Source organism: Kitasatospora sp. NPDC058478 (assembly GCF_042720345.1).
GTDB lineage: Bacteria > Actinomycetota > Actinomycetes > Streptomycetales > Streptomycetaceae > Kitasatospora.
On sequence record NZ_JBHXML010000060.1, the window covers coordinates 44,220 to 67,500 of the forward strand.

A 23,281-nucleotide genomic window follows, 5' to 3' on the forward strand; every position below is an offset into this window, starting at 1 on the left:
CTTTGTTCAATTCCCTTCGGAAGGCGTTGTCTTGAGCACCAGGACCACCTTGATCACGGGCATCGGCAGCCTGGTCACCAACGACCCCGGGCACGGCACCGGGCCGCTCGGACTGCTCACCGACGCGGCCGTGGTGATCGACGGCGGAACGGTTGCCTGGGTCGGCCCGGCGGCGCAGGCCCCGGCGGCGGACGAGCGCTTCGACGCCGAGGGCCGGGCGCTGCTGCCCGGCTTCGTCGACTCGCACGCCCACCTGGTGTTCGCGGGGGATCGTACGGCCGAGTTCAACGCCCGGATGTCCGGGCAGGCGTACTCGGCGGGTGGCATCCGTACGACGGTGGCGGCCACCAGGGCGGCGAGCGACGCCGAACTGGAGGCCAACCTGGCCGGGTTCGTCCGGGAGGCGCTGCGGCAGGGCACCACCACCATCGAGTGCAAGTCCGGCTACGGGCTGACGGTCGAGGACGAGGCGCGGGCGCTGCGGATCGCCGCGCAGCACACCCCGGAGACCACCTACCTGGGCGCGCACGTGGTCGCGCCCGAGTACGCCGACGACCCGGCCGGGTACGTCGACCTGGTCACCGGCGAGATGCTCGACGCCTGCGCCCCGCACGCCCGCTGGGTGGACGTGTTCTGCGAGCAGGGCGCCTTCGACGGCGACCAGGCGCGGGCCGTTCTGACGGCGGGGATCGAGAAGGGCCTCACACCGCGCGTGCACGCCAACCAGCTCACGTACGGGCCCGGCGTGCAGCTCGCGGTGGAGCTGGGGGCCGCCTCGGCGGACCACTGCACCCACCTGACGGACGAGGACGTGGCGGCGCTGGCGGGGTCGGCGACGGTCGCGACGCTGCTGCCGGGGGCGGAGTTCTCCACCCGGGCCGAGTACCCGAGCGGGCGCAGGCTGCTGGACGCGGGCGCGGTGGTGGCGCTGTCGACGGACTGCAACCCGGGCTCCAGCTTCACCAGTTCGATGGCGTTCTGTATCGCGGTCGCGGTGCGCGAGATGGGGATGACCCCCGACGAGGCGGTCTGGGCGGCAACCCTGGGCGGCGCCCACGCGCTGCGGCGCAGCGACGTCGGCACCGTCACGGTCGGCGCCCGCGCCGACCTGCTGCTGCTGGAAGCGCCGTCGCATGTGCACCTGGCCTACCGCCCGGGTGTCCCCCTGACGGCCGCGGTCTGGCGCGCGGGGGTTCGGGAGGCCTGAGCGGCTGGAACTGTATGACCTGGGGTGATGCCGTTCGGCGGAGCCAGATCGCCACGCGATCGCCGCACCTCGGCCAGCCGTCACGCATCACGTCGCTCGAACAAAGCAAACCGCCCCGGCCTTCTCGGCCGGGGCGGTTCTCTCATCTGCTCGAACTGACCGTTAGTGCCACGGGGGAGCGACGGGCAGCCCGGGCTGCTCGGGATGGCGATTAGGCCGCGTAGAACAGGGCCGTGGCTTCCTGGATCTCCAGGACGGCAGCAGCGAAGTCCTCGGGACCGCCGCCCCACGGGTCGGTGATGCCCGAGCCGAGGATCCTCACCGGCTGGTCGGAGTCAGCGGTGGCTTCGACCGCGAGCGCCGTTTCGTCGTCGACCGCGATCACGTCGTCAGCCCAGCCGAGCAGCCCCTCGTCCAGGAGCTGGCCCCGGTGGCCGGTCAGGTCGTAGCCGAAGGCGGAAGCGGCCTCGATCATCAGCGGGTGCGCGGGCTTGCCCACGTGCCAGTTGCGGGTGCCCGCCGAGCGCACGTCCAGCGCGCCCCCGGACCGCTCCGCGATGATCAGGGCGGCGATCGGGGAACGGCAGTGGTTCCCCTTGCAGACCACCAGTACCCGCCTTCGCCTACTCACCGGGGTTCACTCGCTCGATCTCGAACGTGATCACGCCGAGGGCTTCCTTCTCCGGCGGGAAGATCGCGTGGATCGCCCGCAACTGCTCGGCCTCGGTCGCGTGCGGGTTGACCGCCTTCACGTCCTCGGTGCCGAACATCTCCTTGAAGGTCCTGTACGTGCCGATGCGCTTCACCTTGGTCAGGCGCTCCTCGCCACGACAGGTGAAGTTGAGCAGGTCCCCGACCCTGATTCGCTTCATCGAGGCGTAGGCGACCCGGACTTCGACGGTCTTGGAGCCGTCGGCGATCAGGTCGAAGTACTGCTTGTAGATCTGGATGTTGCGGGGACGGCCATGCGCCTGGGATTGGTTCCTGGCAGGCTGGCGGGTGGTCATCAGGGCTTCCAATGCGGTCGTGGTGTAGGACCGGAAGAAGTGCCTCGGGCTGCTGAGCATCAGCTCACCGGCACCCGTGAGCGCTTCGACGTAGTCCGCTTGCGTGCCGGGCCAGGCGCCCGGGTCGAGCAGCCATTCCGCGGTGCTGCCTCCCGTCGCGTCTCCGGCTTCGGCAGCCGCGCGAAGGAGGCTCTTGGAGAGCTTCCCGCCGTCGCTGCCGAGGATCTGAGGGGTGAAGACGCGCAGCGGCACCGGAGCGGCCGGCGCCCCGATCGCGACGTGGGCGCCGTCCACCAGCTGGCAGCCGAACGCCCAGTCGCCGCCCTTCACCATCACGTGCAACGTGCCGTCGTCGGGGCGGTAGGACCGTTCCTTGACCACGTTGCGGTACAGGGTGGAGAGGTCCAGGTACCCGCCGCCGAGCGGCGTAACGTCCGCCTCGTAGCGGCCGTGCTCGTGGCACATCGCTTCGAACAGTGCCCCCGAGTCGTCCAACTCCAGCAGCCGCGTGTGGTCGGCGTACTTCTGGGCCCACCCGCACACCGGACACGGCAGCCGGATGTGTGCCGTACCGCTGGCCGGAGCCAGCCAGAACCGGATCTGATCCAGGAACTCCAGCGTCCGCAGGAACTCGGCCCGGAACTCCGGGCCCGCCTGCTGCTCGGTGTAGCTGCTGACCCTGTACTCCACGCCCGTGCGGCTGGTCATCGCGTCCAGAAGAGGGGCGTAGTACTCGGCGACCAGGGCGCGGATACCGTGATCACCGAGCTGGTGGTGGTAGGTAAGCTGGTACATCCGGCCGCCATCGGTGATCGTCTCCGCCGGGGCGTTGTCCAGAGCCACGAAGTCCACGGCCGTATCGACCCCGAACTCATCGCGGGCCCGCTCGGCGACCAGGAACGACAGGCTCTGCACCAGGTGCGTGCCGATGTGCGGACGCCCGTTGAGCTGCGTCCCCACGGTGAACTCGATCCGCTCCGTCCCGGCCTCCAGGAGGCGGGGACGGAGCACGTCCAGGGCATCGTCAACGGCGTTGGCCAGCACGGTGTTCGGCGACCTGAGAAGGTCGATGGTGTTCAAGTGGTGCCTCCGCTCTGCTCATGAACCGGTACGGCCGGCTCAGTGCTGGTCTCGGTGGCGCATGCGCTCGGCACGCAGGGTCCTGAACCGCTCCACAGCGGCGCTCACGGCATCCGGCGCTTCCGGGGTGTTGGGCGGCTCGGCGGACGTCGAGGACTCGCCCGCCTCGGTCGGCGCGGGAAGGGCGACCGCGTCATTCACCGGAGCCCCCAGCGCGACACCGGGGACACCCACACCCCGGCGGCAGCGGGTACCGCACCGGCCGGGACTCCGACTGTGCCACCCGGTACTCGTTCAGGATCACGGTCATCTTCTGCGGACTGGCACGTTCCCTGCTCCGGTGCGAACCGGCGGACCTCACAGCAGCGGACATACCTGGCTCCCTCTCCTTCGCCGATGCGTAGGGGCGTGGAGTAGACCGTACGAACCTCGGCCAGCGGCACTCAACGAAGTTGCTCATAGTTGCTGGAACCCGTCTGAGCGAGCTTCGGTGCTGTCGAACGCTTGACCTCGGGGTGGTCGTAGGGGCGAAGGTCGGAGATGACATGCGGCCGGATCGCGGGGGGAGCAACATGCGGCAACACAGCAGCGACGGCGACGACTTGACCGCTACGTTCTTCTGCACGGACCCCAACTCTCAGGCGGCGTCGAGCGCGAGTCGTTCTATGAGACCGACCGTGGCTCATGGATCGTGCAGCTCAAGAAGCGCGGGCCGAAGGTTCGGGATCAGCTCGCCGCCCTTGCCGAGGACGAGACGTTCGGGGAGATGTCCGGGCGGACCATGGATGTGTTCGTTCGGAAGTACGTCAGGGAGCGTTATGGAATTGATCTCGGCGGCACGCCGAATTGAGCCGCTGTTCGGTGAGCCCGCCCAAGAGGTCCGGAAGCTTGAGCTACGGGACTTCTACGAGGTGGACCGCCCGTTGTCCGAGGCATGGAGTTCAGGCGACCGTGGGACGGTCGAGGAGACGATGCGCGGGCATCGTGCGTTCCTGGCCGGCAAGGCCGTTGCCGGCTTTCCTTACTGGCGTGTGCGGGTCGTCTCCGAACCCCTCTCGGACTACCAGCGGATGGCGGTCGAGTTGGTCGACCCCACGGAACCTCTTCGGTGGCTTCCCCACCCTCTCGTATCGGTGCTGCCCTTGCCGGGGAACGACTGCCTGATCCGGGATGACCTGGTGGTCTTCAACCTCATCGGGGGAGACAACCAACAGACCGACATCCAGCTCTCGACCGATCCGGACGTGATCCGGTTCTGCAACGAGGCGGTCGAGCAGGCATGGTCGCTCGGCGTCCCCAATGGCGAGTACAAGCCGTAGCGACATGTCCGACCAGGAACCATCCGAGTCCGCAAGGCGCGCTTTCGGGACTCAGCTCAAGGAACTCCGTCGGGATGCCCATCTCTCGGGTGTCGAGCTCGCGCAGCGCTGTGGCTGGCACAAGACCAAGGTGTCGAAGATCGAGCACGGGACGCAGATCCCGACCGAGGAAGACATCCGACGATGGGCAACGGCCTGTGCCGTCGAGGGACAGACTCCCGAACTCATCGCGGTGAGTCGTGAGACGGAGCAGATGTGGACCGACTACAAGCGGTGGCACCGGCCGGGGATGAAGCGTCTCCAGTTCCAGGCCACGGACCTGTACGCGAAGACCAAGCTGATCCGGGTGTATGAGTCGCTGTTCGTCCCCGGTTTCCTACAGACGGTCGAGTACGCCAAGGCTCAGTTCACCATCCATGCCAAGCTGCACGGCCTGCCGTTGGATGACGTGGAGGAAGCGGCACAGAACCGCGTGGTCCGGAAGCGGTTCCTCGGCACCGGGGCGCCGATATTCTCGTTCCTCCTGGAAGCCTCAGCGCTAACTAACAATACGGGTGGTGCTGAGGTGATGAACAGGCAACTTGACCACCTCCTGGAAGTGTCCAGGCTCCCGTACGTGTCCATCGGGATCATCCCGCAAGGTCGGCCACGGTCGCTCTACCCTGGCGAGGGCTTCTACCTGTTCGACGAGAGCTTGCTCAAGCAGGAGTTCTGGTCGGGGGCGTTCCAGACGTCCAGGCCCGAGAACATCTCGTACTTCGTCCGCGTGTTCGCCGCTCTGCGGGACCAAGCGGTGTTCGGTACTGCGGCCCGAAACGAGATCGAAGCGGCCCGTGGCCGTCTTCAAGGGGCCTGAGAGCGCCACCCCCGGGGCATCGTCAGAGTCGGCCTGTACGCCGGGTTCATGTCGCCCCCGTCGAGCGCCGGCTCGACGGGGGCGATGTGCGTTCCCTTCAGGGGTTGGTGGTGAGGTGGTCGAACTCGCCGGCCTTGGCGCCTTGGAGGAAGCCGGCGAACTTGAGGTGGGTGGTGCGGACGATGACCTCGCCGTCGTCGGATTCACGGAGCTCGATGGCCCCGTCAAGGGCACGTACCTCGACGCAGTTGTTGGCTGCTTCGCTGAAGCTGGATTTCTGCCACTCGGAGCTATTCATACCTGTCGTTCAGTTCCTTCATGATCGAGCGAATGTGATCTCGTGACTCGCTCTCCGGGAGCGAGACGGCTTCGATGCGCTCCAGGATCGCGCGGTAGCCCGCCAGCTGGGCGGGCGAGTCGAAGATGTGGGAGCCGTGAGACGAGTCGGACTGGACCGTGTCCAGCTCGGGCACTGGCCCCTCCGCGTAGAGCAGATTCTCGCTGGGGCCGGGGAAGTTAGCCGTAGCAAAGGGCACGACTCGCAGTGAGACGCCCGAAAGCTCGGAGTCTTTGACGAGTGAATCGAGCTGGTCCCTGAGCACCTCGGGCCCGCCGTACTGGATGCGCAACGCCGCCTCGTGGACGAGCGCCGTGTACGGCGTTTCGCCGGACCGGATGATCTGCTGTCTCCGCAGGCGGAAGTTCACTCTGCGATCGACCTCGCGATCGGGGAGAGGGGTGAACCCTCTCGCGAACACCGCAGTCGCATACGAGTTCGTCTGTAGCAGTCCCGGGATGATGCCGATAGTGAAGCTCTTGAGCCTCTTCGCATGACCTTCGATCTCCGCCACATCGATCGGGGCGGCTGCGAGTGCCGCTCGATACTCATCCCACCAGGCCGGGTCTCGCTCCCTGGCCATGTCGGCGAGCGCTTCGACCAAGGGCGCGTTGGCGCACATGCAGGCTTCCGCGATCTCGTGCAGGCGCGCCACGCTGACGGCCGACTTCCCGATCTCCATCTGACTCACCAGGGCGGCAGTCACCCCGAGCAGCCTGGCGAGGTGGCTGCCGCCGAAGCCGGCTTGCTCTCTCATCCTTCGCAGTTCGGCGCCGAGGCGTCGCTGACGCAAGGTGGGGATTCGAAGGGCCATGGCGTCCTCTCTACTGGCGCAGAGGCCAGTGTGCCGCGCCGGTCGTCGGCAGATCCACCCGGGCTTGGGAGTGTGCCGTCCCCCGTTGGGAGGAACCTTCTCCCGTCTGGATTTAATTAAAGAGTCGATGCGCTATCGTCGTTCTCAGCTCGATCCGATGGATCGTCAGTAATGCCTGCGACCGGGGCAGTAGGTGCCTGCTGCCCGCGCGCCGAAGAGCAGTCACGCGTGGCCTGGCTCACGGCGACGACCGCCATCACCTCTCCCACACCACAGCCTCACGGAGGTTCCCGTGTGCACCCGTAACACCCCCTCGCTCACCCTCTCCAAGCAGGCCCTGCGGGACGCCATGACCCGCAGCGGCTGGGACGCCGACGCCGTCTTCAACGCCGAACTCGCCCTCTGCGAGCTCATCGTCAACGCCTGGCGGCACGGCGACACCCCCGCGCCCGTCGTCTGGTTCTCCATCCTCGACCGCACCCTCCGTGTCACCGTCTCCGACGAGAGCGACGCCCTCCCGCAGCCGCGCACGCCCGCCGACCTCGCCGAGACCGGTCGGGGCCTCCAGCTCGTGGACGGCCTCACCCACCGCTGGGGCGTCGACCCGCAGAAGCGCGGCAAAACCATCTGGTACGAGCTGGACTCCCGCGCGTGACCCGCGACCCCATCGTGCCGGAGGACCCCCGGATGCGCGACCACACCAAGCCCCAAATCATGTCCCTCCTAGGGGAGTTGCACAGGCGCGGCCTGCCGCACGGGCTCCTCTGGGGGTCCGCCTCGACGGGCGGGACCACCATCGACGGACGCATCCTGATCGACTTCGGGAACGCGCCGGTCAGCACTCTGCTCAACCTCCTCCGCCTGCTCCGCGACCTGGACGATGACGACGAGGAGCGGCACCAGTGAAGTTCTTCGTCGGCGCGATCCTCCTCGCCCTCCTCGCCCTCGCCATCACCACCGTCGCCCTCGGCGTCCTCGCCACCCTCAAGATGCCCCACCCCGACGACCGCGACGACCAGCACTGAACCGCGCGAAGGCCCTCGCCCACCCGGGCGAGGGCCTCGCGGGCGCCCGCTCAGCGTCAGTCCGCTTGAAGCTCCTTCACCACCTGCTCCGCCAACACGCGGGCGCCCCGAAGGCGAGGGTCCTCGGGATGCGCGTACGGTCCGAGGATCTTCGCCGCGACGAACAAGGTCATCAGCTTGCCGTCCCGGCTCGCGAAGTCGCCGCTCCGCTCGACACGGACACGATCAGCCAGCGCAGGAACGGCAAGCGACGCCGCCCACAGCGTGGCAGCGTCCAGGCCACGCGGGGCCATACCCCAGTCTTCCCAGTCGAAGACGCAGAACTCGGGCGCCGTCACGTTCGCCCAGTTCAGATCCGCATGCGCCGGACACCACTCGCTCACCGTGGCGTCGATGCCCGGGAACACCTGACGGATCGTCCGAGTCACCAGCTCCTGGGTGATCGTCTCCGTGTCCGGCGTGGCGATCCGATTCGTTCGCTGCCCCGCGAGCGCATCGAGAGAGGCGTTCAGCTCCGGCCACCAGCTGGGCGGCAGGTCGGGACCCTCGGTCACAACTGCGGACCCCGCTGGGGCGGATGGCAGTAGTTCGGCTTCATCGGCCCGCCACATCACTGGCTCGACCTCATCCCGCCAGGCGATGCCGGCCAGCCACGCGGGCTTCGCAATCCCTCGCAGGGCCTCAGCGGAGGGGGTGCCGTCCCAGCCCTGGGCACCGATTCGATCGAGCCCTCGCCGCTCGATGCGTACCCACGTGCCACGCGCCGTGCCGGCTCCCACGGATCGGCGCTTGCGGACCACTGTCGCCCTGTCGAGTTGCGTGCCCAAGGCCGTCTCGACACGTACCAGCACCTCGTCCACCGGTGCCCGGCGCAGATCCGTCATGGGACAACGGTAGCGATGCTCAGCGGAGTTGGGGCTCGCTCCGAACGGGACGCTGTTGGTCAATCATTGGCCAACGGCGCCCCCCAGGGCGAGCGTCTCGCGGTTGCACGTGTGCAGGGAACGCGCGTCCGGTTTGCGGCGCACCGTGCCCGCTGCGGCAGCCCTGACCGCAGACCGACCGGCCCGGTTTCCTGGCGCAGGAAGTCGGCCCGGCCGACCTCCTGCGCGTTCAGGTGCTTTCTACGCGCCAGTGACCAGGCTGCGGTGTTCGGTGGCGCGGGCGCCGCTCAGCCCACGTCCAAGGACCGCCGCAGGAAGTCCAGTTCGTGCCGGAGCAGGTGCTCCACCACGGCCTCGTCGGTCGGCCGGTGGCCGGTGGCGCGCAGCGGCAGGACCTCGTGCGGGCGCCCGGCGGTGAGCAGGGCGTGGGAGAGCCGCAGGGTGTGCGCGGGGAAGACGTTGTCGTCGGCGAGGCCCTGGATCAGCAGGAGCGGGCGGCGCAGCTCCGGGGCCACGGCGATCAGGGAGCCGTCGTCGTAGTGTCCCGGGTGCTCGTCGGGGTGGCCGAGGAAGCGCTCCTGCCAGTGGGTGTCGTAGAGCCGCCAGTCGGTGGGGGCGGCCCCGGCGGAGGCGGCGTGGAAGACGTCCGGGCGGCGCAGGACGGCGAGGGCGGCGAGGTAGCCGCCGTAGGACCAGCCGCGGATGCCGACCCGGTCGAGGTCGAGCAGTCCGGGCCGCAGCCGGGCGGCCTCGTGCAGGCCCTCGACCTGGTCCGCCAGGGCGGGGCCGGCCTTGTCGCCGTAGATCGTCTTGTCCCAGCGCGGTCCGCGCCCGGGGGTGCCACGGCCGTCGACGACCAGCACCGCGAAGCCCTGGTCGGCGAACCACTGGGAGACCCGGCCCCACCACGCGCCGCCGCTGGTGACCTTGTGCATCCCGGGCCCGCCGTACGGGTCGAGCAGGACGGGCAGCGGGGCGCCGCCGGGGCGGTGGCCGGTGGGCAGGAAGAGCGCGGCGCGCAGCTCGCGGGGGCCGAGGCGGAGCAGTTCGGGGCGTGCGGTGAGGACGGGCGGCTGCGCGTACGAGGCCATCGGGTGCGCCGTCCGGTCGTCGCGGTGGACGGTGGTGCGGCCGGCCGGGAAGCCCTCGGAGCGGGTGGTGAGGACGAGGGTGCCGCCGCGCCGGACGCCCGTGTGGACGCCGGGGCCGCTGCTCAGCCGCCGGATGCCGCGGCCCGGTTCGTACTGCCAGAGGTGGGTCTCGGTGGGGTCCTCCAGGGCGGTGAACAGGATCTGTTCGCCGTCCGTGCCGAGCACCTCCCACAGCTGTAGTCCGGGCGGGGTGACGGGCTCGCCGTCGACGGTGAGGTGCCGGGTGTCGCCGAGGTCGGCGGTGTCGACCAGGGCGCCGCCGGCGGTGCGCGCGGGCAGGCCGGGGAGGAGTTCGACCCAGTGCTCGTCGCGGCGCTCGGCGAGCACCCGGGTGGCGCCGTCGGGCCCGATCGCCAGGGTGCGGACGGTGCGCTGGTCGCGGCTCTGCACGGCGGCGTACGGGCCGTGGGCGTCCCAGCCGGCGGCGGTGAGGTACTCGAACGCGGTGCGGTCCCAGCGGACCTCGGTGCGGGTGCCGTCGAGGCCGAGCAGCAGGAGCGAGACCTCGGCGTTGGCGGTGCCGGCCAGCGGGTAGCGGATCACGCGGGGCGGGCGCTGCGGGTCGGTCGGGTCGGCGAGGTGCACGCGGTGGACGGGGCGCTCGTCGACGCGGGTGACGAGCAGCGCGGTGCCGTCGGGGGACCACCAGTGGCCGCGGGTGCGGTACATCTCCGCGGCGGCGACGTACTCGGCGACGCCGTACGCGACGTCCCCGGCCTCGGGCTCGGCGAGCGCCCGGTCGTCCGTGGTGCCCCCGTCGTCCGTGCCGTCCGCGTCGTTCGTGCCGTTGACGGTGACCACGCGCAGGGCGCCGTCGCCGGTGTAGGCGATCCGGCGGCCGGTCGGGTCGAGCCGCGGGTCGTGGACGCCGGTGGCGGTGGGGACGGCGCGGACGGTGCCGTCGGCGGTGTCGGCGAGCCAGAGGGCGCCGTCGAGCGCGAAGGCGGCGAGCCGGCCGGTGGCGCCGGTGCTGTAACCGGTGATGCCGTCGGTGGAGGGGCCGGCGCCCAACGCGGCCGGGTCGGCGATCAGCCGTTCCCGGCCGGTGGCGGTGTCGAGCGCCCAGAGGCAGGCCAGCGGGTCGGTGCCGCCGCGGCTGCGCAGGAACAGGACGGCGGTGCCGTCGGCGGTGATGCCCGGGTGGGTGGGGGCGCCCAGGGTGAAGCGCCGGGTGCGGGCGAGTTGGCGCGGTAACGGGTCGGTCGTCATGCCGGGCACCATAGGCACGGCCGGAGCAGCGCTGTCGAGCGAAAAACGGCCGGGGCCGCCGCGGATCCCAGGAATCCGCGGCGGCCCCGGCTCGGGCGGGCGCGAGCGTCAGTGGACGTCGCCCATGAGCGTGACGACCCGCTTGCGGTACGTCGCCAGCGCGATGCCGGCGACGATCGCCATGGCGCCCTGGACCGCGAAGTACCAGGTGCTGCCGACCACCTTGTCGCCCAGCACCAGCTGGAAGATGGCGGCCACGCAGTCGCCGGCGGTGACGGCGAGGAACCAGACGCCGACCATCTGGCTGGCGTACTTGGTGGGGGCCAGCTTGGTGGTGACGGACAGGCCGACGGGGGAGAGGGTGAGCTCGCCGACGGTCTGGACCAGGTAGACCATGGCCAGCCACAGCGGGGTGACCTTGGCGTCGCCGGAGGCGGCGCCCATCGCCGCCATCATGACCAGGAAGGACGCGCCGATCATCAGCAGACCGAAGGCGAACTTCATGGTGGTGCTGGGGTTCTTCGACCGGCGGGCCAGGGAGACCCAGAGCCAGGCGAAGACCGGGGCCAGCGCCATGATGTACAGCGGGTTGAGCGACTGGAACCAGCTGGACGGGAAGTTGATCCCGAACAGCGTGGAGGCGGTGTGTTCCTTGGCGAAGACGTTCAGCGTCGAGCCGGACTGGTCGTAGATCATCCAGAACACGGCGGCGGCGACGAAGAACCAGATGTAGCCGCTCATCTTGGACTGCTCGTCCGCGCTGAGGTCCTTGTCGCGCTTCACCTTGGCGAACACGAAGACCGGGATCGCCAGGCCGGCGATGGACAGCGGCCAGACCGCCCAGTCGATGGTGAAGTGGCCGGTGGAGACGACGATGCCGTAGAAGACGACCGCCGCGGCCAGCCAGATGCCGGCCTTGCGGAAGATCTTGCGCTTCTCGTCCGCGCCGATCGGCGAGGTCACGATGTCGCTGGTGGGGCTCAGGTGGCGGGTGCCCAGCAGGAACTGGACCAGGCCGAGCGCCATGCCGATGCCGGCCAGGGCGAAGCCCAGGTGCCAGTCGACCTTCTGGCCGACGGTGCCGACCACCAGCGGGGCGAAGAAGGCCCCGAGGTTGACGCCCATGTAGAAGATCGTGAAGCCGCCGTCGCGGCGCGGGTCGTTCGGGCCGTCGTAGAGGTGGCCGACCATCGTGGAGATGTTGGCCTTGAGCAGGCCCGAGCCCACCGCGATGCAGACCAGACCGGCGAAGAACGCGCCGGTGAACGGCACGGCCAGCAGGAAGTGGCCGGCCATGATGATCGTGCCGCCGATCGCGACCGTCTTGCGGGCGCCGAGGAAGCGGTCGGCGATCCAGCCGCCCGGGAGGGCCAGCAGGTAGACCATGGCCGTGTAGACGCTGTACACGGCGCCGGCGGTCGCCAGCTTCATGCCGAGGCCGCCGTCCGTGACGGAGGCGGTCATGTAGAGCACCAGCAGGGCGCGCATGCCGTAGTAGCTGAAGCGCTCCCACATCTCGCTCAGGAAGAGCGTGGCGAGCCCTCGGGGGTGACCGAGGAAGGTCTTGCCGCTGGGCGAGGCCGGGGTGAGGCCGGCTTCCAGGGTGGTAGACGCCATGAGTAGGGGTTCCTTGCCTGACAGCGTCCGCCAAGGGGGGTGGCGGCGGACGTGGACGGAACCACTCTACGTGGCGATATTTAGCGTTATCAGATGACAAAAGCCACGAATCAGGTATGGGAATGGCAAAGTCCGTGACAGATCTGCCCGATCTATCGATGGTAGACGGGCAAATTTCCCTTCAATTTCAAGATTGAAGGCCGGATTCTTCACCGAACAGGCGGTCTGCGACGGCGTGTTGGGCCTGAAGGGGCCCTTGTGTAACGATCACGCTCTGTGAACTACCTCACAAGGCAGTCCGCCATACCCGGGCGGACTACCATCACCACATGACCTGTGTGCTGCTCGCCGAGGACGATCCGGCGATCTCCGAACCGCTCGCCCGAGCCCTGCGACGTGAGGGCTATGAGGTGCTCGTCCGCGAGGACGGTCCGACCGCACTGGCCGCGGGCCTGACCGAGGAGGTCGACCTCGTCGTCCTCGACCTCGGCCTGCCCGAGATGGACGGCCTGGAGGTCTGCCGCCGCCTGCGCGCCGACGGCAAGAGCTGCCCCGTCCTGGTGCTCACCGCCCGCGCGGACGAGGTGGACACCGTGGTCGGCCTCGACGCCGGTGCCGACGACTACGTGACCAAGCCCTTCCGCCTGGCCGAACTGCTCGCCCGCGTCCGCGCCCTGCTCCGGCGCGGCAACGTCGACCAGCTCACCACCGGCGCGCACGGGGTGAAGATCGACATCGAGTCCCACCGCGCCTGGCTCGGCGAGGAGGAGCTCACCCTCTCCGCCAAGGAGTTCGAGCTGCTGCGCGTCCTCGTCCGGGACGCCGGCCGGGTGGTCACCCGCGAGGAGATCATGCGGCAGGTCTGGGACACCACCTGGTGGACCTCCACCAAGACCCTGGACATGCACATCTCCTGGCTCCGCAAGAAGCTCGGCGACGACGCGGCGAACCCGCGCTACATCGCCACCGTGCGCGGAGTGGGGTTCCGGTTCGAGAAGAATTAGCCCCGTACGGAGATCGCGGCCGGGAGTCGGCCGACGAAGCGGAGCACCTCGGGGAGCGGCAGCGTGAAACGCCGGATGATCAACTCGCTGCTGGGCGTCGTCCTGGTGGTGGTCGTGGTGTTCTGCGTGCCGCTCGCCCTGGTCGAGAAGCGCACCATCGTCAACTCGGCCCAGGACCGGGTGGACGCGGCCGCCGTCCGGGTGCTCGCCCTGGTCGAGAACCGGCTCTCCGCGGGTGAGTCGGTCACCGGCCGGGCCTTCGACAACCAGGTCACCGAGGGCAGCTACGTCGAGGTGCAGATCCCCGGCCAGGACGTCGTCTCCAGCGGCGAACGCCTGGCCGGCGGCCACCTGCTGAAGGCCGTCGAACGCGGCAACAGCGGCGAGGTCGTCACCGTCGAGCAGTCCCGCGCGGACGTCGACCACGAGATCGCCAACATGCTGCTGCTGCTCGGCGTGGTCGCCCTGCTGGCCGTCCAGGCCGCCGTGGCGCTCGCCGTCTGGCAGGCCAAACGGCTCGCCCGGCCGCTCACCGACCTGGCCGAGACCGCCGAACGGCTCGGCTCCGGCGACCCGCGCCCCCGCGACCGCCGCTACGGGGTGCCCGAACTCGACCGGGTCGCCGAGGTGCTGGACACCAGCGCCGAGCGGATCGCCCGGATGCTCACCGCCGAACGCCGGCTCGCCGCCGACGCCTCGCACCAGTTGCGCACCCCGCTCACCGCGCTCTCCATGCGGCTGGAGGAGATCACCGCCCTCGCCGAGGAACCGGAGACCGTCAAGGAGGAGGCGACCATCGCCCTCCAGCAGGTCGAACGGCTCACCGACGTCGTCCAGCGGCTGCTCACCACCCAGCGCGACCCGCGCAGCCCCACCGCAGTGGCCTTCGACCTGGACGAGGTGATCAAGCAGCAGGTCGAGGAGTGGGGGCCGTCGCTGCGCGAGACCGGCCGGGTGCTGTCCCTGGAGGGCCTGCACGGGGTCACCGCCGTCGGCACGCCGGGCACTGTCGCCCAGGTGCTGGCCACCCTGATCGAGAACTCGCTGATGCACGGCGCCGGGACGATCACCCTGCGGGTCCGGCCCTCCGGCACCTCGGTGGTGGTCGAGGTGCAGGACCAGGGCGCCGGCGTGCCGCCGGACCTCGGGAACCGGGTGTTCGAACGCGCCGTCAGCGGCCGCAACTCCACCGGCATCGGCCTGGCCGTCGCCCGTGACCTCGCGGAGGCGGACGGGGGCCGGCTCGAACTGCTCTCGCTGAAGCCCGCGGTGTTCGCGCTCTTCCTCGGCCGCAGCCACGCGGACTGAGCCGGGGGCGGGTACGGCCGGGGGTACGGCCGTCCAGGGCGGACGGCCGGTCGGCTATTCGGCCTTGGCGTAGCGGATCTGCTCGGCGGCCAGCATCAGCTCGGCCTGGGCGGCCAGCTCCTGGCCGCTGGTGCCGCTCGCGTCCTGCACGACAGGCTCGGGCAGTGCCTTGAACACCCAGGTCCGGTACGAGAAGAAGCGGAACACGGTGGCCACCGCGAGGCCGGCCACCTTGGCGCCCAGCTGCTCGTAGTGCGAGTCGAGGCCGAGCACGTACACCGAGAAGCCGAGCACGCCGGTCTCGATCAGCATGCCGATTCCGCTGTACACGAGGAACAGCGTGATCTCCCGCTTGCGCGAGGCGGCGTCGCGGTCCCGGTACAGCCAGTAGCGGTAGCCCAGGTAGTTGGTGGCGATGGCGATCAGCGTCGCCGCGATGTTGGACCGCAGCGAGGCCAGGCCCAGCCCGTTGAGGCACACCCAGAACACGGCGAAGTTGACCACCACGCCGCTCAGGCCGACCAGGCCGAACTTCACCACTTCGCCTGACAGCCCCCGCAGTTTCTGCGAGAGCGAAGGGCTCGAAGCTGCGGACGTCGCCATACCGGGCTGCCTCCATGTGCCTGCGGGTCGAAGAGCGGATCGCGTGGACGCGTCCACCCCTTGAGCCCTGCGTGCACGCACATGATCGGACTGCGCAGACCAGGACCTAGCCGTCCAGGCTACCCGCTTCCACCGAACGGCTCAGCCCCCAGGGCTCCGGGTTGACTGGGACGCCCAGCCCACCCCAGCGGTTCCACCGCCCCCGACCGGCCCGGATATCCTGGCGGGGTGACTTCCCCGGGCAATGTGAATTTTCCAGTGGTGGGCATGATCGGCGGCGGGCAGTTGGCCCGCATGGCACACCAGGCGGGCATCCCGCTCGGGGTCAGGTTCAAACTCCTCGCCGACACGCCCCAGGACTCCGCCGCACAGGTGGTCTCCGACGTCGTCCTCGGCGACTACCGCGACCTCGACACGCTGCGCCGCTTCGCGGCCGGCTGCGACGTGATCACCTTCGACCACGAGCACGTCCCCACCGAGCACCTGCGGGCCCTGGAAGCCGACGGCATCGCCGTCCGGCCCGGCCCGGACGCGCTGGTCAACGCCCAGGACAAGGGCGTCATGCGGGCCAAGCTCGACTCCATCGGCGTGCCCTGCCCCCGCCACCGGATCGTCGCCGACCCGGCCGACGTCACCGCCTTCGCGAATGAGGGCTCCGGCTACCCGGTCGTGCTGAAGACCGTCCGCGGCGGCTACGACGGCAAGGGCGTCTGGGTCGTCGACGGCGAGGAGGACGCGCAGGCGCCGTTCCTGGCCGGCGTCCCGGTGCTCGCCGAGGAGAAGGTCGACTTCGTACGCGAACTCGCGGCCAACGTCGTCCGCTCGCCCAGCGGCCAGGCCGTCGCCTACCCGGTGGTGGAGAGCGTCCAGGAGAACGGCGTCTGCGCCGAGGTCACCGCCCCCGCGCCGGACCTCGACCCGGCGCTCTCCGACGAGGCCCAGCAACTGGCCCTGCGCATCGCCGGCGACCTCGGCATCACCGGCCACCTCGCCGTCGAACTGTTCCAGACCAGGGACGGCCGGATCCTCGTCAACGAGCTCGCCATGCGCCCCCACAACTCCGGGCACTGGACCCAGGACGGCGCCGTCACCTCGCAGTTCGAGAACCACCTGCGGGCCGTCCTCGACCTCCCGCTCGGCGACCCCCGGCCGCGCGCCAAGTGGACCGTCATGGTCAACGTCCTCGGCGGCGACTACCCGGACATGTACCACGCCTTCCTGCACTGCATGGCCCGCGACCCCGGCCTGCGGATCCACATGTACGGGAAGGACGTGAAGCCCGGCCGCAAGGTCGGCCACGTCAACGTCTTCGGGGACGACCTCGACGACGTCCGCGAGCGCGCCCGCCACGCGGCCGCCTACCTGCGAGGAACGATCACCGAATGACCTCCTCCCCTTCGAGCCCGCTCGTCGGCATCGTCATGGGCTCGGACTCCGACTGGCCCGTCATGGAGGCCGCCGCCCAGGCCCTCGACGAGTTCGAGATCCCCTACGAGGTCGACGTCGTCTCGGCGCACCGGATGCCCCGCGAGATGGTCGCGTACGGCGAGAACGCCCACCGGCGCGGCCTCAAGGCGATCATCGCCGGCGCCGGCGGCGCCGCCCACCTGCCGGGCATGCTCGCCTCCGTCACCCCGCTGCCCGTCATCGGCGTGCCGGTGCCGCTGCGCTACCTGGACGGCATGGACAGCCTGCTGTCCATCGTCCAGATGCCGGCCGGCGTCCCGGTCGCGACCGTCTCGGTGGCCGGCGCGCGCAACGCCGGCCTGCTCGCCGTGCGGATGCTGGCCGCGTTCGACCCCGAACTGACCGAGCGGATGACCGACTTCCAGGCCGAGCTGAACAACCAGGCCACCGAGAAGGGCAAGAAGCTCCGCGCCAAGGTGGCCGGATCCTCCTCCTTCGGCTTCGGCAAGTAACCCCGGCGGCGGGTGGGGTAGAACAGCCGGTATGACTACCGAGCTGGACTCCCCCACCCCGCTGGACCGCGCCCGGGCCCTGCTGCGCACCGCCCCCGTGGTCGACGGCCACAACGACCTCCCGTGGGCGATGCGCGAGCAGGCCGGGTACGACCTCGGCGCGGTCGACCTCGCCGCCGACCAGAGCGACCGTCTGCACACCGACCTCGCCCGCCTCGCGGAGGGCGGGGTCGGCGCGCAGTTCTGGTCCGTCTACGTGCCGACCCGGCTGGCCGGCGACCACGCGGTGAGCGCCACCCTGGAACAGATCGACTTCGTCCACGCCCTGGTCGAGCGCTACCCCGACCGGCTCCGGCTCGCCCGCACCGCCGACGACATGGAAGCCGCCCGCGCCGAAGGCCGGATCGCCTCCCTGATGGGCGCCGAGGGCGGCCACTCCATCGACTGCTCGCTCGCCACCCTGCGGGCTCTCCACGAGCTCGGCGTGCGCTACCTGACGCTCACCCACAACGACAACGTGCCGTGGGCCGACTCCGCCACCGACAAGCCGGTGGCCGGCGGGCTGACCCGCTTCGGCGAGGAGGTCGTCCGGGAGATGAACCGGCTCGGCATGCTCGTCGACCTCTCGCACGTCTCCGCCGACACCATGCGCGACGCCCTGCGGGTCACCGAGGCCCCGGTCGTCTTCTCGCACTCCTCCGCCCGCGCCGTCTGCGACCACCCGCGCAACATCCCGGACGACGTGCTCGCCCAGCTGCCCGCCAACGGCGGCGTGGCGATGGCCACCTTCGTGCCCAAGTTCATCCTGCCCGCCGCCATCGAGTGGACCCTCGCCGCCGACGAGAACATGCGCGCCCACGGCTTCCACCCGCTCGACACCACCCCGCCCGCGATGGAGCGCCAGCGCGCCTTCGAGGCCGCCAACCCGCGCCCGATCGCCACCCCGGCCACCGTCGCCGACCACCTCGACCACCTGCGCGAGGTCGCCGGCATCGACCACATCGGCATCGGCGGCGACTTCGACGGCACCGCGTTCCTGCCCGACGGCCTGGGCTCGGTGGCCGGCTACCCCAACCTGATCGCCGAACTCCTGCGCCGGAACTGGTCCGAGGCCGACCTCGCCAAGCTCACCTGGCACAACGCCGTCCGCGTCCTGCGCGACGCCGAGTCCGTCGCCGCCGGGCTGCGGGCCGGCCGCCGCCCGTCCATCGCCACCATCGCGCAGCTGGACGGCGTAAAGGGCTGAGCTCAGCCCAGCCGCGGGATCTCGATGGCCGGGCACCTGTCCATCACCATGGCGAGCCCGGCCGTCCTGGTCCGCGCGTACGCGGCCTCGTCGACCACACCCAGCTGGAACCAGACGGCCTTCGCCCCGGCCGCCACCGCCTGGTCGGCCACCTCCCCGGCCAGCGCGCTGTTCACGAACACGTCCACCACGTCGACCGGGAACGGGATCTCGGCGAGCGAGGCGTAGCCGGGCTCGCCGAGGACCGTCTCGGCCTTCGGGTGCACCGGCACGACGCGCTTGCCGTACCGCTGGAGCACCCCGGCCACCCCGTACGCGGCCCGGGCGGTGTTGCCGGACAGGCCCACCACGGCCCAGGTGTCGCCGGTGCCGGTGAGGATCTCGCGAACCGTCGCGTCGTCGCCGTAGCTCGTCATGCCGGTGCCAACGACGACCACGGGCGCCGGATTCCCGCAGGTGTCAGCTGGGGCGGCCGAGCGCGCGGTAGGTCCAGCCGGCGGCGCGCCAGGCGTCGGCGTCCAGGACGTTGCGGCCGTCGAGGAGGCGGCGTTCGGCGACCACGGCACCGAGGACGGCCGGGTCCAGCTCGCGGAACTCGGCCCACTCGGTGAGGTGCAGGACGACGTGGGCGCCCTCGGCGGCCTCCATGGCCGAGTCGGCGTAGGCGAGCGAGGGGAACATCTTGCGGGCGTTGTCGACGGCCTTCGGGTCGTAGACGGTGACCTGGGCGCCCTGGAGCTGGATCTGGGCGGCGACGTTGAGCGCGGGGGAGTCCCGGATGTCGTCCGAGTTGGGCTTGAACGCGGCGCCGAGGACGGCCACCCGGCGGCCCAGGAAGCCGCCGCCGCACTGCTCGCGGGCCAGCTCCACCATCCGGGAGCGGCGGCGCATGTTGATCGAGTCGACCTCGCGCAGGAAGGTCAGCGCCTGGTCGGCGCCGAGTTCGCCGGCCCGGGCCATGAACGCCCGGATGTCCTTGGGCAGGCAGCCGCCGCCGAAGCCCAGACCGGAGTTGAGGAACTTGCGGCCGATCCGCTCGTCGTGCCCGAGCGCGGTGGAGAGCAGCGTGACGTCGGCGCCGGCCGCCTCGCAGACCTCGGCCATCGCGTTGATGAAGGAGATCTTGGTGGCCAGGAAGGAGTTGGCGGCGGCCTTCACCAGCTCGGCGGTCGCGTAGTCGGTGACCAGGAACGGCACCCCGGCCGCGATCGGCTCGGCGTACACCTCGCGCAGCAGCCGCTCGGCGCGCTCGCTGTGGGCGCCGACGACGATCCGGTCCGGGCGCAGGGTGTCCTGGACGGCGAAGCCCTCGCGCAGGAACTCCGGGTTCCAGGCGAGTTCGGCGCCCGCGCCGACGGGTGCCAGCGCGGCCAGCCGCTCGGCGAGCCGGCTCGCCGAGCCGACCGGCACGGTGGACTTGCCGACCACCAGGACCGGGCGGGTCAGGTACGGGGCGAGGCCGTCGATCGCGGCGTCGACGTACGACATGTCGGCGGCGAACTCGCCCTTGCGCTGCGGGGTGTTGACGCAGACGAAGTGCACGTCGCCGAACTCCGCGGCCTCCTGGACGGAGCTGGTGAAGCGCAGCCGGCCGGTCGAACCCTCGTGCCCGGCGACGTGCTTGAGCAGCAGCTCGGACAGCCCCGGCTCGTACATCGGGACGCGGCCGGCGGTCAGCGTGGCGATCTTGTCGGGGTCGATGTCCAGGCCCAGCACCTCGAAGCCGAACTCGGCCATCGCGGCCGCGTGCGTGGCGCCGAGGTAGCCGGTGCCGATCACGGAGATGCGGAGGGTCACGGGTTCCCCTTTGTGCGGACTCGACCTGTACGGGTGCCTCTGATGCTATCCGCCCCGACGGATCCGGCCTCGATCGCCCGTACGCCGGGGACGCTAGGCAGCCGCAGGTCGGAGCCCTAGGATCTCTACTGAACGGTAGTTAACACCGGATTGACGTCGATCACTGGACGAGGCGGGCATCATGGCGGGCAGCGCAGGGGCGGCTGACTTCGATCTCTTCCGTATCTCCGAGGAGCACGAGATGCTCCGTGAGGCGGTGCGTTCGCTGGCCGAGGCGAAGATCGCTCCGTTCGCGGCGGAGGTGGATGAGCAGGGGCGGTTCCCGCAGGAGGCGTTGGACGCGTTGCGGGGCAGTGATCTGCATGCGGTGCACGTGCCGGAGGAGTTCGGTGGTGCGGGGGCGGATGCGCTGGCGACGGTGATCGTGATCGAGGAGGTGGCGCGGGTGTGTGCGTCGTCCTCGTTGATTCCGGCGGTGAACAAGCTGGGGTCGTTGCCGGTGCAGTTGTCGGGTTCGCCGGAGTTGAAGGCGAAGTACCTGGGGGCGTTGGCGCGGGGTGAGGGGATGTTCTCGTACTGCCTGTCGGAGCCGGAGGCGGGTTCGGACGCGGCGGGGATGCGGACCCGGGCGGTGCGGGACGGGGACTTCTGGGTGCTGAACGGGGTGAAGCGCTGGATCACGAACGCGGGTGTGTCCGAGTTCTACACGGTGATGGCGGTGACGGATCCGGAGCTGCGGTCGAAGGGGATCTCGGCGTTCGTGGTGGAGAAGGGCGACGAGGGGGTGTCGTTCGGTGCGCCGGAGAGGAAGTTGGGGATCAAGGGTTCGCCGACGCGTGAGGTGTACTTCGACGATGTGCGGATTCCTGCGGATCGGATGATCGGTGCGGAGGGGACGGGTTTCGCGACGGCGATGCGGACGTTGGACCACACGCGGGTGACGATCGCGGCGCAGGCGGTGGGGATCGCGCAGGGGGCGCTGGATTATGCGAAGGGGTACGTGAAGGAGCGGCGGCAGTTCGGGAAGGCGATCGCGGAGTTCCAGGGTGTGCAGTTCATGCTGGCGGACATGGCGATGAAGCTGGAGGCGGCGCGGCAGTTGACGTATGCGGCGGCGGCGAAGTCGCAGCGCGGGGACGGGGATCTGACGTTCTTCGGGGCGGCGGCGAAGTGCTACGCGTCGGATGCGGCGATGGAGATCACGACGGATGCGGTGCAGTTGCTGGGCGGGTACGGGTACACGCGGGACTACCCGGTGGAGCGGATGATGCGGGACGCGAAGATCACCCAGATCTACGAGGGGACCAACCAGGTCCAGCGCATCGTCATGGCCCGCAACCTGCCGTAGCCGGACGGCGCCTCGGCCCCGACCGCGCCTCGGCCCGGACCGCGCCTCGGCCTCGAAAAGCGGGCGACGGCGGGCGGCCCCGCTTCGTAGGCTGCCCGCCATGTCCTCCGCACTGAGCCTGGCCCGGATCACCCCCGACACCATCGATGCCGCCCTCGCCCTGAAGGTGCGCCCCGACCAGGAGGCCCTGGTCGCGCCGGTGGCGACGTCGCTGGCCGAGGCGTACGCCCACGGGGACACCGCCTGGCCCCGGCTGATCATGGACGGGGAACGGCCGGTCGGCTTCGTGATGGCGTTCTTCGACATCGGGTTCAACCCCGAGCAGCCCGACGACCGCCCCCGCTCCGGCCTCTGGCGCCTGCTCGTCGACGCCGACCGGCAGCGCGGCGGCTACGGCCGCTTCGCCGTCGAGCAGGTCTGCGCCGAGATCCGCCGCCGGGGCGGCACCCGCGCCACCGTCACGTACGTCCCCGGCCCGGAGGGCCCCGCGGCCTTCTACACCGGCCTGGGCTTCCGCCCGACCGGCGAGACGAGCGGCGACCAGACGGTGGCGGAGCTGGAGTTGGAGCCGGCCACGTCCTAGAGCCGGCGGTGACGAGTAGGGTGCCGGACCATGACGGAGCCGGACTTCCTCACCACGACCAGGTCGTTCTACGACGCCATCGCCGTCGACTACGCCGACCGCTTCCGCGACGAACTGGCCGGCGAACCGCTGTCCCGGGCGGTGCTCGCGGCCTTCGCCGATCTGGTCCGCGCCGAGTCGGCCCGCACCGGGCGTGCGGACGGCAAGGTGGTCGAACTGGGCTGCGGCCCCGGCCGGGTGACGCACCACCTGCACGGCCTCGGCCTCGACGTCCGCGGCATCGACCTGTCGCCGCGGATGGTCGAGCTGGCCCGCGCGACGTACCCCGGGCTGGACTTCGCCGAGGGTTCGCTGTTCGACCTCCCGCTGCGCGACGGCGAGTTGACCGGCGCGGTCGCCTGGTACTCGATCATCCACACCCCGGCGGAGCGCCTGCCGGAGGTGTTCGCCGAGTTCGCGCGGGTGCTCGCCCCGGGCGGCCACCTGCTGCTCGCCTTCCAGGTCGGGGACGAGCCGCTGCGGATCGACCAGCCCTTCGGCCACCCGGTGACGCTGGACTTCCGCCGCCAGCAGCCCGACCGGATCGCGGAGTTGGTCCGCGCGGCCGGCTTGCGGCTCACCTCCCGCACGCTCCGCGAGCCGGAGGAGGGCGTGCAGCCGACCCCGCAGGCCTACCTGCTGGCCCGCAAGCCCGCCTGAGTCGCCTGAGTCACCTGGGGCGGTGGTGACAGCGGCATGACAGTGGCGCCGGTGGGGTGTGAGAGGTCCGACAGCGGGTGCCTCGAACCTTGATGACTGCACGTCAGTCCGCCGAAACGGGAGGCCCTGCCCCATGCCCCGACCCAGCCTCACCTCCGCCCTCAGAACCGGCGCCGCCGCGGCCGCCGGGCTGCTGCTGGCCGGTCTCGCCCCGGCCGCCTCGGCGGCGGCGGCCCCGGCGGCCCCGGCGGCCCCGGCGGCCCCGGCG

The 23,281-nt window shown here is 70.5% G+C and carries 25 protein-coding genes; 15 read left to right on the plus strand and 10 right to left on the minus strand.

Annotated features, from left to right (window positions below; genetic code table 11):
* Nucleotides 1-31 precede the first annotated feature (31 nt).
* Entirely contained in the window at nucleotides 32-1,207 is a 1,176-nt protein-coding gene (gene hutI, locus ACFWPT_RS29250) for an imidazolonepropionase (RefSeq protein WP_380485386.1), read from the plus strand.
* Nucleotides 1,208-1,418: 211 nt separating this feature from the next.
* Here hutI and ACFWPT_RS29255 read toward each other — a convergent pair whose 3' ends face one another.
* Nucleotides 1,419-1,814, minus strand: coding sequence for a low molecular weight phosphatase family protein (locus ACFWPT_RS29255; protein ID WP_380485388.1), 396 nt, complete (start codon nucleotides 1,812-1,814; stop codon nucleotides 1,419-1,421).
* A gap of 16 nt (nucleotides 1,815-1,830) precedes the next feature.
* On the minus strand, nucleotides 1,831-3,294 hold the full coding sequence (locus tag ACFWPT_RS29260; RefSeq protein WP_380485390.1) for an ASCH domain-containing protein: 1,464 nt from the start codon (nucleotides 3,292-3,294) through the stop codon (nucleotides 1,831-1,833).
* A gap of 691 nt (nucleotides 3,295-3,985) precedes the next feature.
* Here ACFWPT_RS29260 and ACFWPT_RS29265 point away from each other — a divergent pair.
* Genes ACFWPT_RS29265 through ACFWPT_RS29275 form a run of 3 tightly spaced genes read left to right on the plus strand, consistent with a single transcriptional unit; the run spans nucleotide 3,986 to nucleotide 5,469 of the window.
* Nucleotides 3,986-4,144, plus strand: a complete 159-nt coding sequence (locus tag ACFWPT_RS29265; RefSeq protein ID WP_380485392.1) for a hypothetical protein — start codon at nucleotides 3,986-3,988, stop codon at nucleotides 4,142-4,144.
* Nucleotides 4,113-4,613, plus strand: coding sequence for a DUF6879 family protein (locus ACFWPT_RS29270; protein WP_380485394.1), 501 nt, complete (start codon nucleotides 4,113-4,115; stop codon nucleotides 4,611-4,613). The genes ACFWPT_RS29265 and ACFWPT_RS29270 overlap by 32 nt, the downstream gene beginning before the upstream one ends.
* Before the next feature lie 4 nt (nucleotides 4,614-4,617).
* Complete coding sequence (locus ACFWPT_RS29275) at nucleotides 4,618-5,469, plus strand: helix-turn-helix domain-containing protein (RefSeq protein WP_380485396.1); 852 nt, start codon at nucleotides 4,618-4,620, stop codon at nucleotides 5,467-5,469.
* A gap of 97 nt (nucleotides 5,470-5,566) precedes the next feature.
* Here ACFWPT_RS29275 and ACFWPT_RS29280 read toward each other — a convergent pair whose 3' ends face one another.
* Nucleotides 5,567-5,767, minus strand: coding sequence for a DUF397 domain-containing protein (locus tag ACFWPT_RS29280; RefSeq protein WP_380427752.1), 201 nt, complete (start codon nucleotides 5,765-5,767; stop codon nucleotides 5,567-5,569).
* Complete coding sequence (locus ACFWPT_RS29285; RefSeq protein ID WP_380485398.1) at nucleotides 5,760-6,620, minus strand: helix-turn-helix domain-containing protein; 861 nt, start codon at nucleotides 6,618-6,620, stop codon at nucleotides 5,760-5,762. Before ACFWPT_RS29285 ends, ACFWPT_RS29280 begins: the two co-directional genes overlap by 8 nt.
* Before the next feature lie 292 nt (nucleotides 6,621-6,912).
* Between ACFWPT_RS29285 and ACFWPT_RS29290 the strand changes: the two genes are divergently transcribed.
* The 3 genes from ACFWPT_RS29290 to ACFWPT_RS29300 are packed head-to-tail and all read left to right on the plus strand — an operon-like array spanning nucleotide 6,913 to nucleotide 7,645.
* The gene (locus ACFWPT_RS29290; RefSeq protein ID WP_380485400.1) at nucleotides 6,913-7,275 is read left to right on the plus strand and encodes an ATP-binding protein; all 363 of its coding nucleotides are present in this window, start codon (nucleotides 6,913-6,915) and stop codon (nucleotides 7,273-7,275) included.
* Nucleotides 7,272-7,526: a hypothetical protein gene (locus tag ACFWPT_RS29295; RefSeq protein WP_380345507.1), complete on the plus strand. Its 255-nt coding sequence runs from the start codon at nucleotides 7,272-7,274 to the stop codon at nucleotides 7,524-7,526. Before ACFWPT_RS29290 ends, ACFWPT_RS29295 begins: the two co-directional genes overlap by 4 nt.
* Nucleotides 7,523-7,645, plus strand: a complete 123-nt coding sequence (locus ACFWPT_RS29300; RefSeq protein ID WP_363369142.1) for a hypothetical protein — start codon at nucleotides 7,523-7,525, stop codon at nucleotides 7,643-7,645. Before ACFWPT_RS29295 ends, ACFWPT_RS29300 begins: the two co-directional genes overlap by 4 nt.
* A gap of 56 nt (nucleotides 7,646-7,701) precedes the next feature.
* Here ACFWPT_RS29300 and ACFWPT_RS29305 read toward each other — a convergent pair whose 3' ends face one another.
* From ACFWPT_RS29305 to ACFWPT_RS29315, 3 genes are all read right to left on the minus strand, one after another.
* Nucleotides 7,702-8,529, minus strand: coding sequence for a phosphotransferase (locus ACFWPT_RS29305; RefSeq protein WP_380345476.1), 828 nt, complete (start codon nucleotides 8,527-8,529; stop codon nucleotides 7,702-7,704).
* A 287-nt stretch (nucleotides 8,530-8,816) separates the two neighbouring features.
* Nucleotides 8,817-10,889 carry a prolyl oligopeptidase family serine peptidase gene (locus tag ACFWPT_RS29310; protein WP_380485404.1) on the minus strand — a complete coding sequence of 691 codons (2,073 nt, stop codon included), beginning with the start codon at nucleotides 10,887-10,889 and terminating at the stop codon, nucleotides 8,817-8,819.
* Nucleotides 10,890-10,997: 108 nt separating this feature from the next.
* Nucleotides 10,998-12,506, minus strand: a complete 1,509-nt coding sequence (locus tag ACFWPT_RS29315) for a peptide MFS transporter (RefSeq protein WP_063349097.1) — start codon at nucleotides 12,504-12,506, stop codon at nucleotides 10,998-11,000.
* Nucleotides 12,507-12,835: 329 nt separating this feature from the next.
* Here ACFWPT_RS29315 and ACFWPT_RS29320 point away from each other — a divergent pair, with 329 nt between their 5' ends.
* Both ACFWPT_RS29320 and ACFWPT_RS29325 read left to right on the plus strand, forming a co-directional pair.
* Nucleotides 12,836-13,510, plus strand: coding sequence for a response regulator transcription factor (locus ACFWPT_RS29320; protein ID WP_030290974.1), 675 nt, complete (start codon nucleotides 12,836-12,838; stop codon nucleotides 13,508-13,510).
* 63 nt (nucleotides 13,511-13,573) lie between these two features.
* A complete protein-coding gene (locus ACFWPT_RS29325) occupies nucleotides 13,574-14,818 on the plus strand; it encodes an ATP-binding protein (RefSeq protein ID WP_063349098.1) in 1,245 nt (414 codons plus the stop codon).
* A gap of 54 nt (nucleotides 14,819-14,872) precedes the next feature.
* On the opposite strand, the gene ACFWPT_RS29330 is transcribed toward ACFWPT_RS29325, so the two are convergent.
* Nucleotides 14,873-15,421 (minus strand): GtrA family protein, encoded by a 549-nt coding sequence (locus ACFWPT_RS29330; RefSeq protein WP_380485405.1) that lies wholly within the window; start codon nucleotides 15,419-15,421, stop codon nucleotides 14,873-14,875.
* Nucleotides 15,422-15,667: 246 nt separating this feature from the next.
* Between ACFWPT_RS29330 and ACFWPT_RS29335 the strand changes: the two genes are divergently transcribed.
* Genes ACFWPT_RS29335 through ACFWPT_RS29345 form a run of 3 tightly spaced genes read left to right on the plus strand, consistent with a single transcriptional unit; the run spans nucleotide 15,668 to nucleotide 18,586 of the window.
* Complete coding sequence (locus tag ACFWPT_RS29335) at nucleotides 15,668-16,807, plus strand: 5-(carboxyamino)imidazole ribonucleotide synthase (protein ID WP_063349100.1); 1,140 nt, start codon at nucleotides 15,668-15,670, stop codon at nucleotides 16,805-16,807.
* Nucleotides 16,804-17,340 carry a 5-(carboxyamino)imidazole ribonucleotide mutase gene (gene purE / locus ACFWPT_RS29340; protein ID WP_063349101.1) on the plus strand — a complete coding sequence of 179 codons (537 nt, stop codon included), beginning with the start codon at nucleotides 16,804-16,806 and terminating at the stop codon, nucleotides 17,338-17,340. Before ACFWPT_RS29335 ends, purE begins: the two co-directional genes overlap by 4 nt.
* Before the next feature lie 31 nt (nucleotides 17,341-17,371).
* Nucleotides 17,372-18,586: a dipeptidase gene (locus ACFWPT_RS29345; protein WP_063349102.1), complete on the plus strand. Its 1,215-nt coding sequence runs from the start codon at nucleotides 17,372-17,374 to the stop codon at nucleotides 18,584-18,586.
* Between the two features lie 2 nt (nucleotides 18,587-18,588).
* Here the strand turns inward: ACFWPT_RS29345 and ACFWPT_RS29350 are convergent, their stop codons facing one another.
* Nucleotides 18,589-19,002: a CoA-binding protein gene (locus ACFWPT_RS29350; RefSeq protein ID WP_380485416.1), complete on the minus strand. Its 414-nt coding sequence runs from the start codon at nucleotides 19,000-19,002 to the stop codon at nucleotides 18,589-18,591.
* Nucleotides 19,003-19,045: 43 nt separating this feature from the next.
* Nucleotides 19,046-20,383, minus strand: a complete 1,338-nt coding sequence (locus ACFWPT_RS29355; protein WP_063349103.1) for a UDP-glucose/GDP-mannose dehydrogenase family protein — start codon at nucleotides 20,381-20,383, stop codon at nucleotides 19,046-19,048.
* Between the two features lie 181 nt (nucleotides 20,384-20,564).
* On the opposite strand from ACFWPT_RS29355, the gene ACFWPT_RS29360 reads away from it, so the two are divergent.
* The 3 genes from ACFWPT_RS29360 (at nucleotide 20,565) to ACFWPT_RS29370 (ending at nucleotide 23,013) form a co-directional block, all read left to right on the plus strand.
* The gene (locus ACFWPT_RS29360) at nucleotides 20,565-21,731 is read left to right on the plus strand and encodes an acyl-CoA dehydrogenase family protein (protein ID WP_380485407.1); all 1,167 of its coding nucleotides are present in this window, start codon (nucleotides 20,565-20,567) and stop codon (nucleotides 21,729-21,731) included.
* A gap of 100 nt (nucleotides 21,732-21,831) precedes the next feature.
* Entirely contained in the window at nucleotides 21,832-22,314 is a 483-nt protein-coding gene (locus ACFWPT_RS29365) for a GNAT family N-acetyltransferase (protein WP_380485409.1), read from the plus strand.
* Between the two features lie 30 nt (nucleotides 22,315-22,344).
* Nucleotides 22,345-23,013, plus strand: coding sequence for a class I SAM-dependent DNA methyltransferase (locus ACFWPT_RS29370; RefSeq protein ID WP_380485411.1), 669 nt, complete (start codon nucleotides 22,345-22,347; stop codon nucleotides 23,011-23,013).
* Nucleotides 23,014-23,281 lie beyond the last annotated feature (268 nt).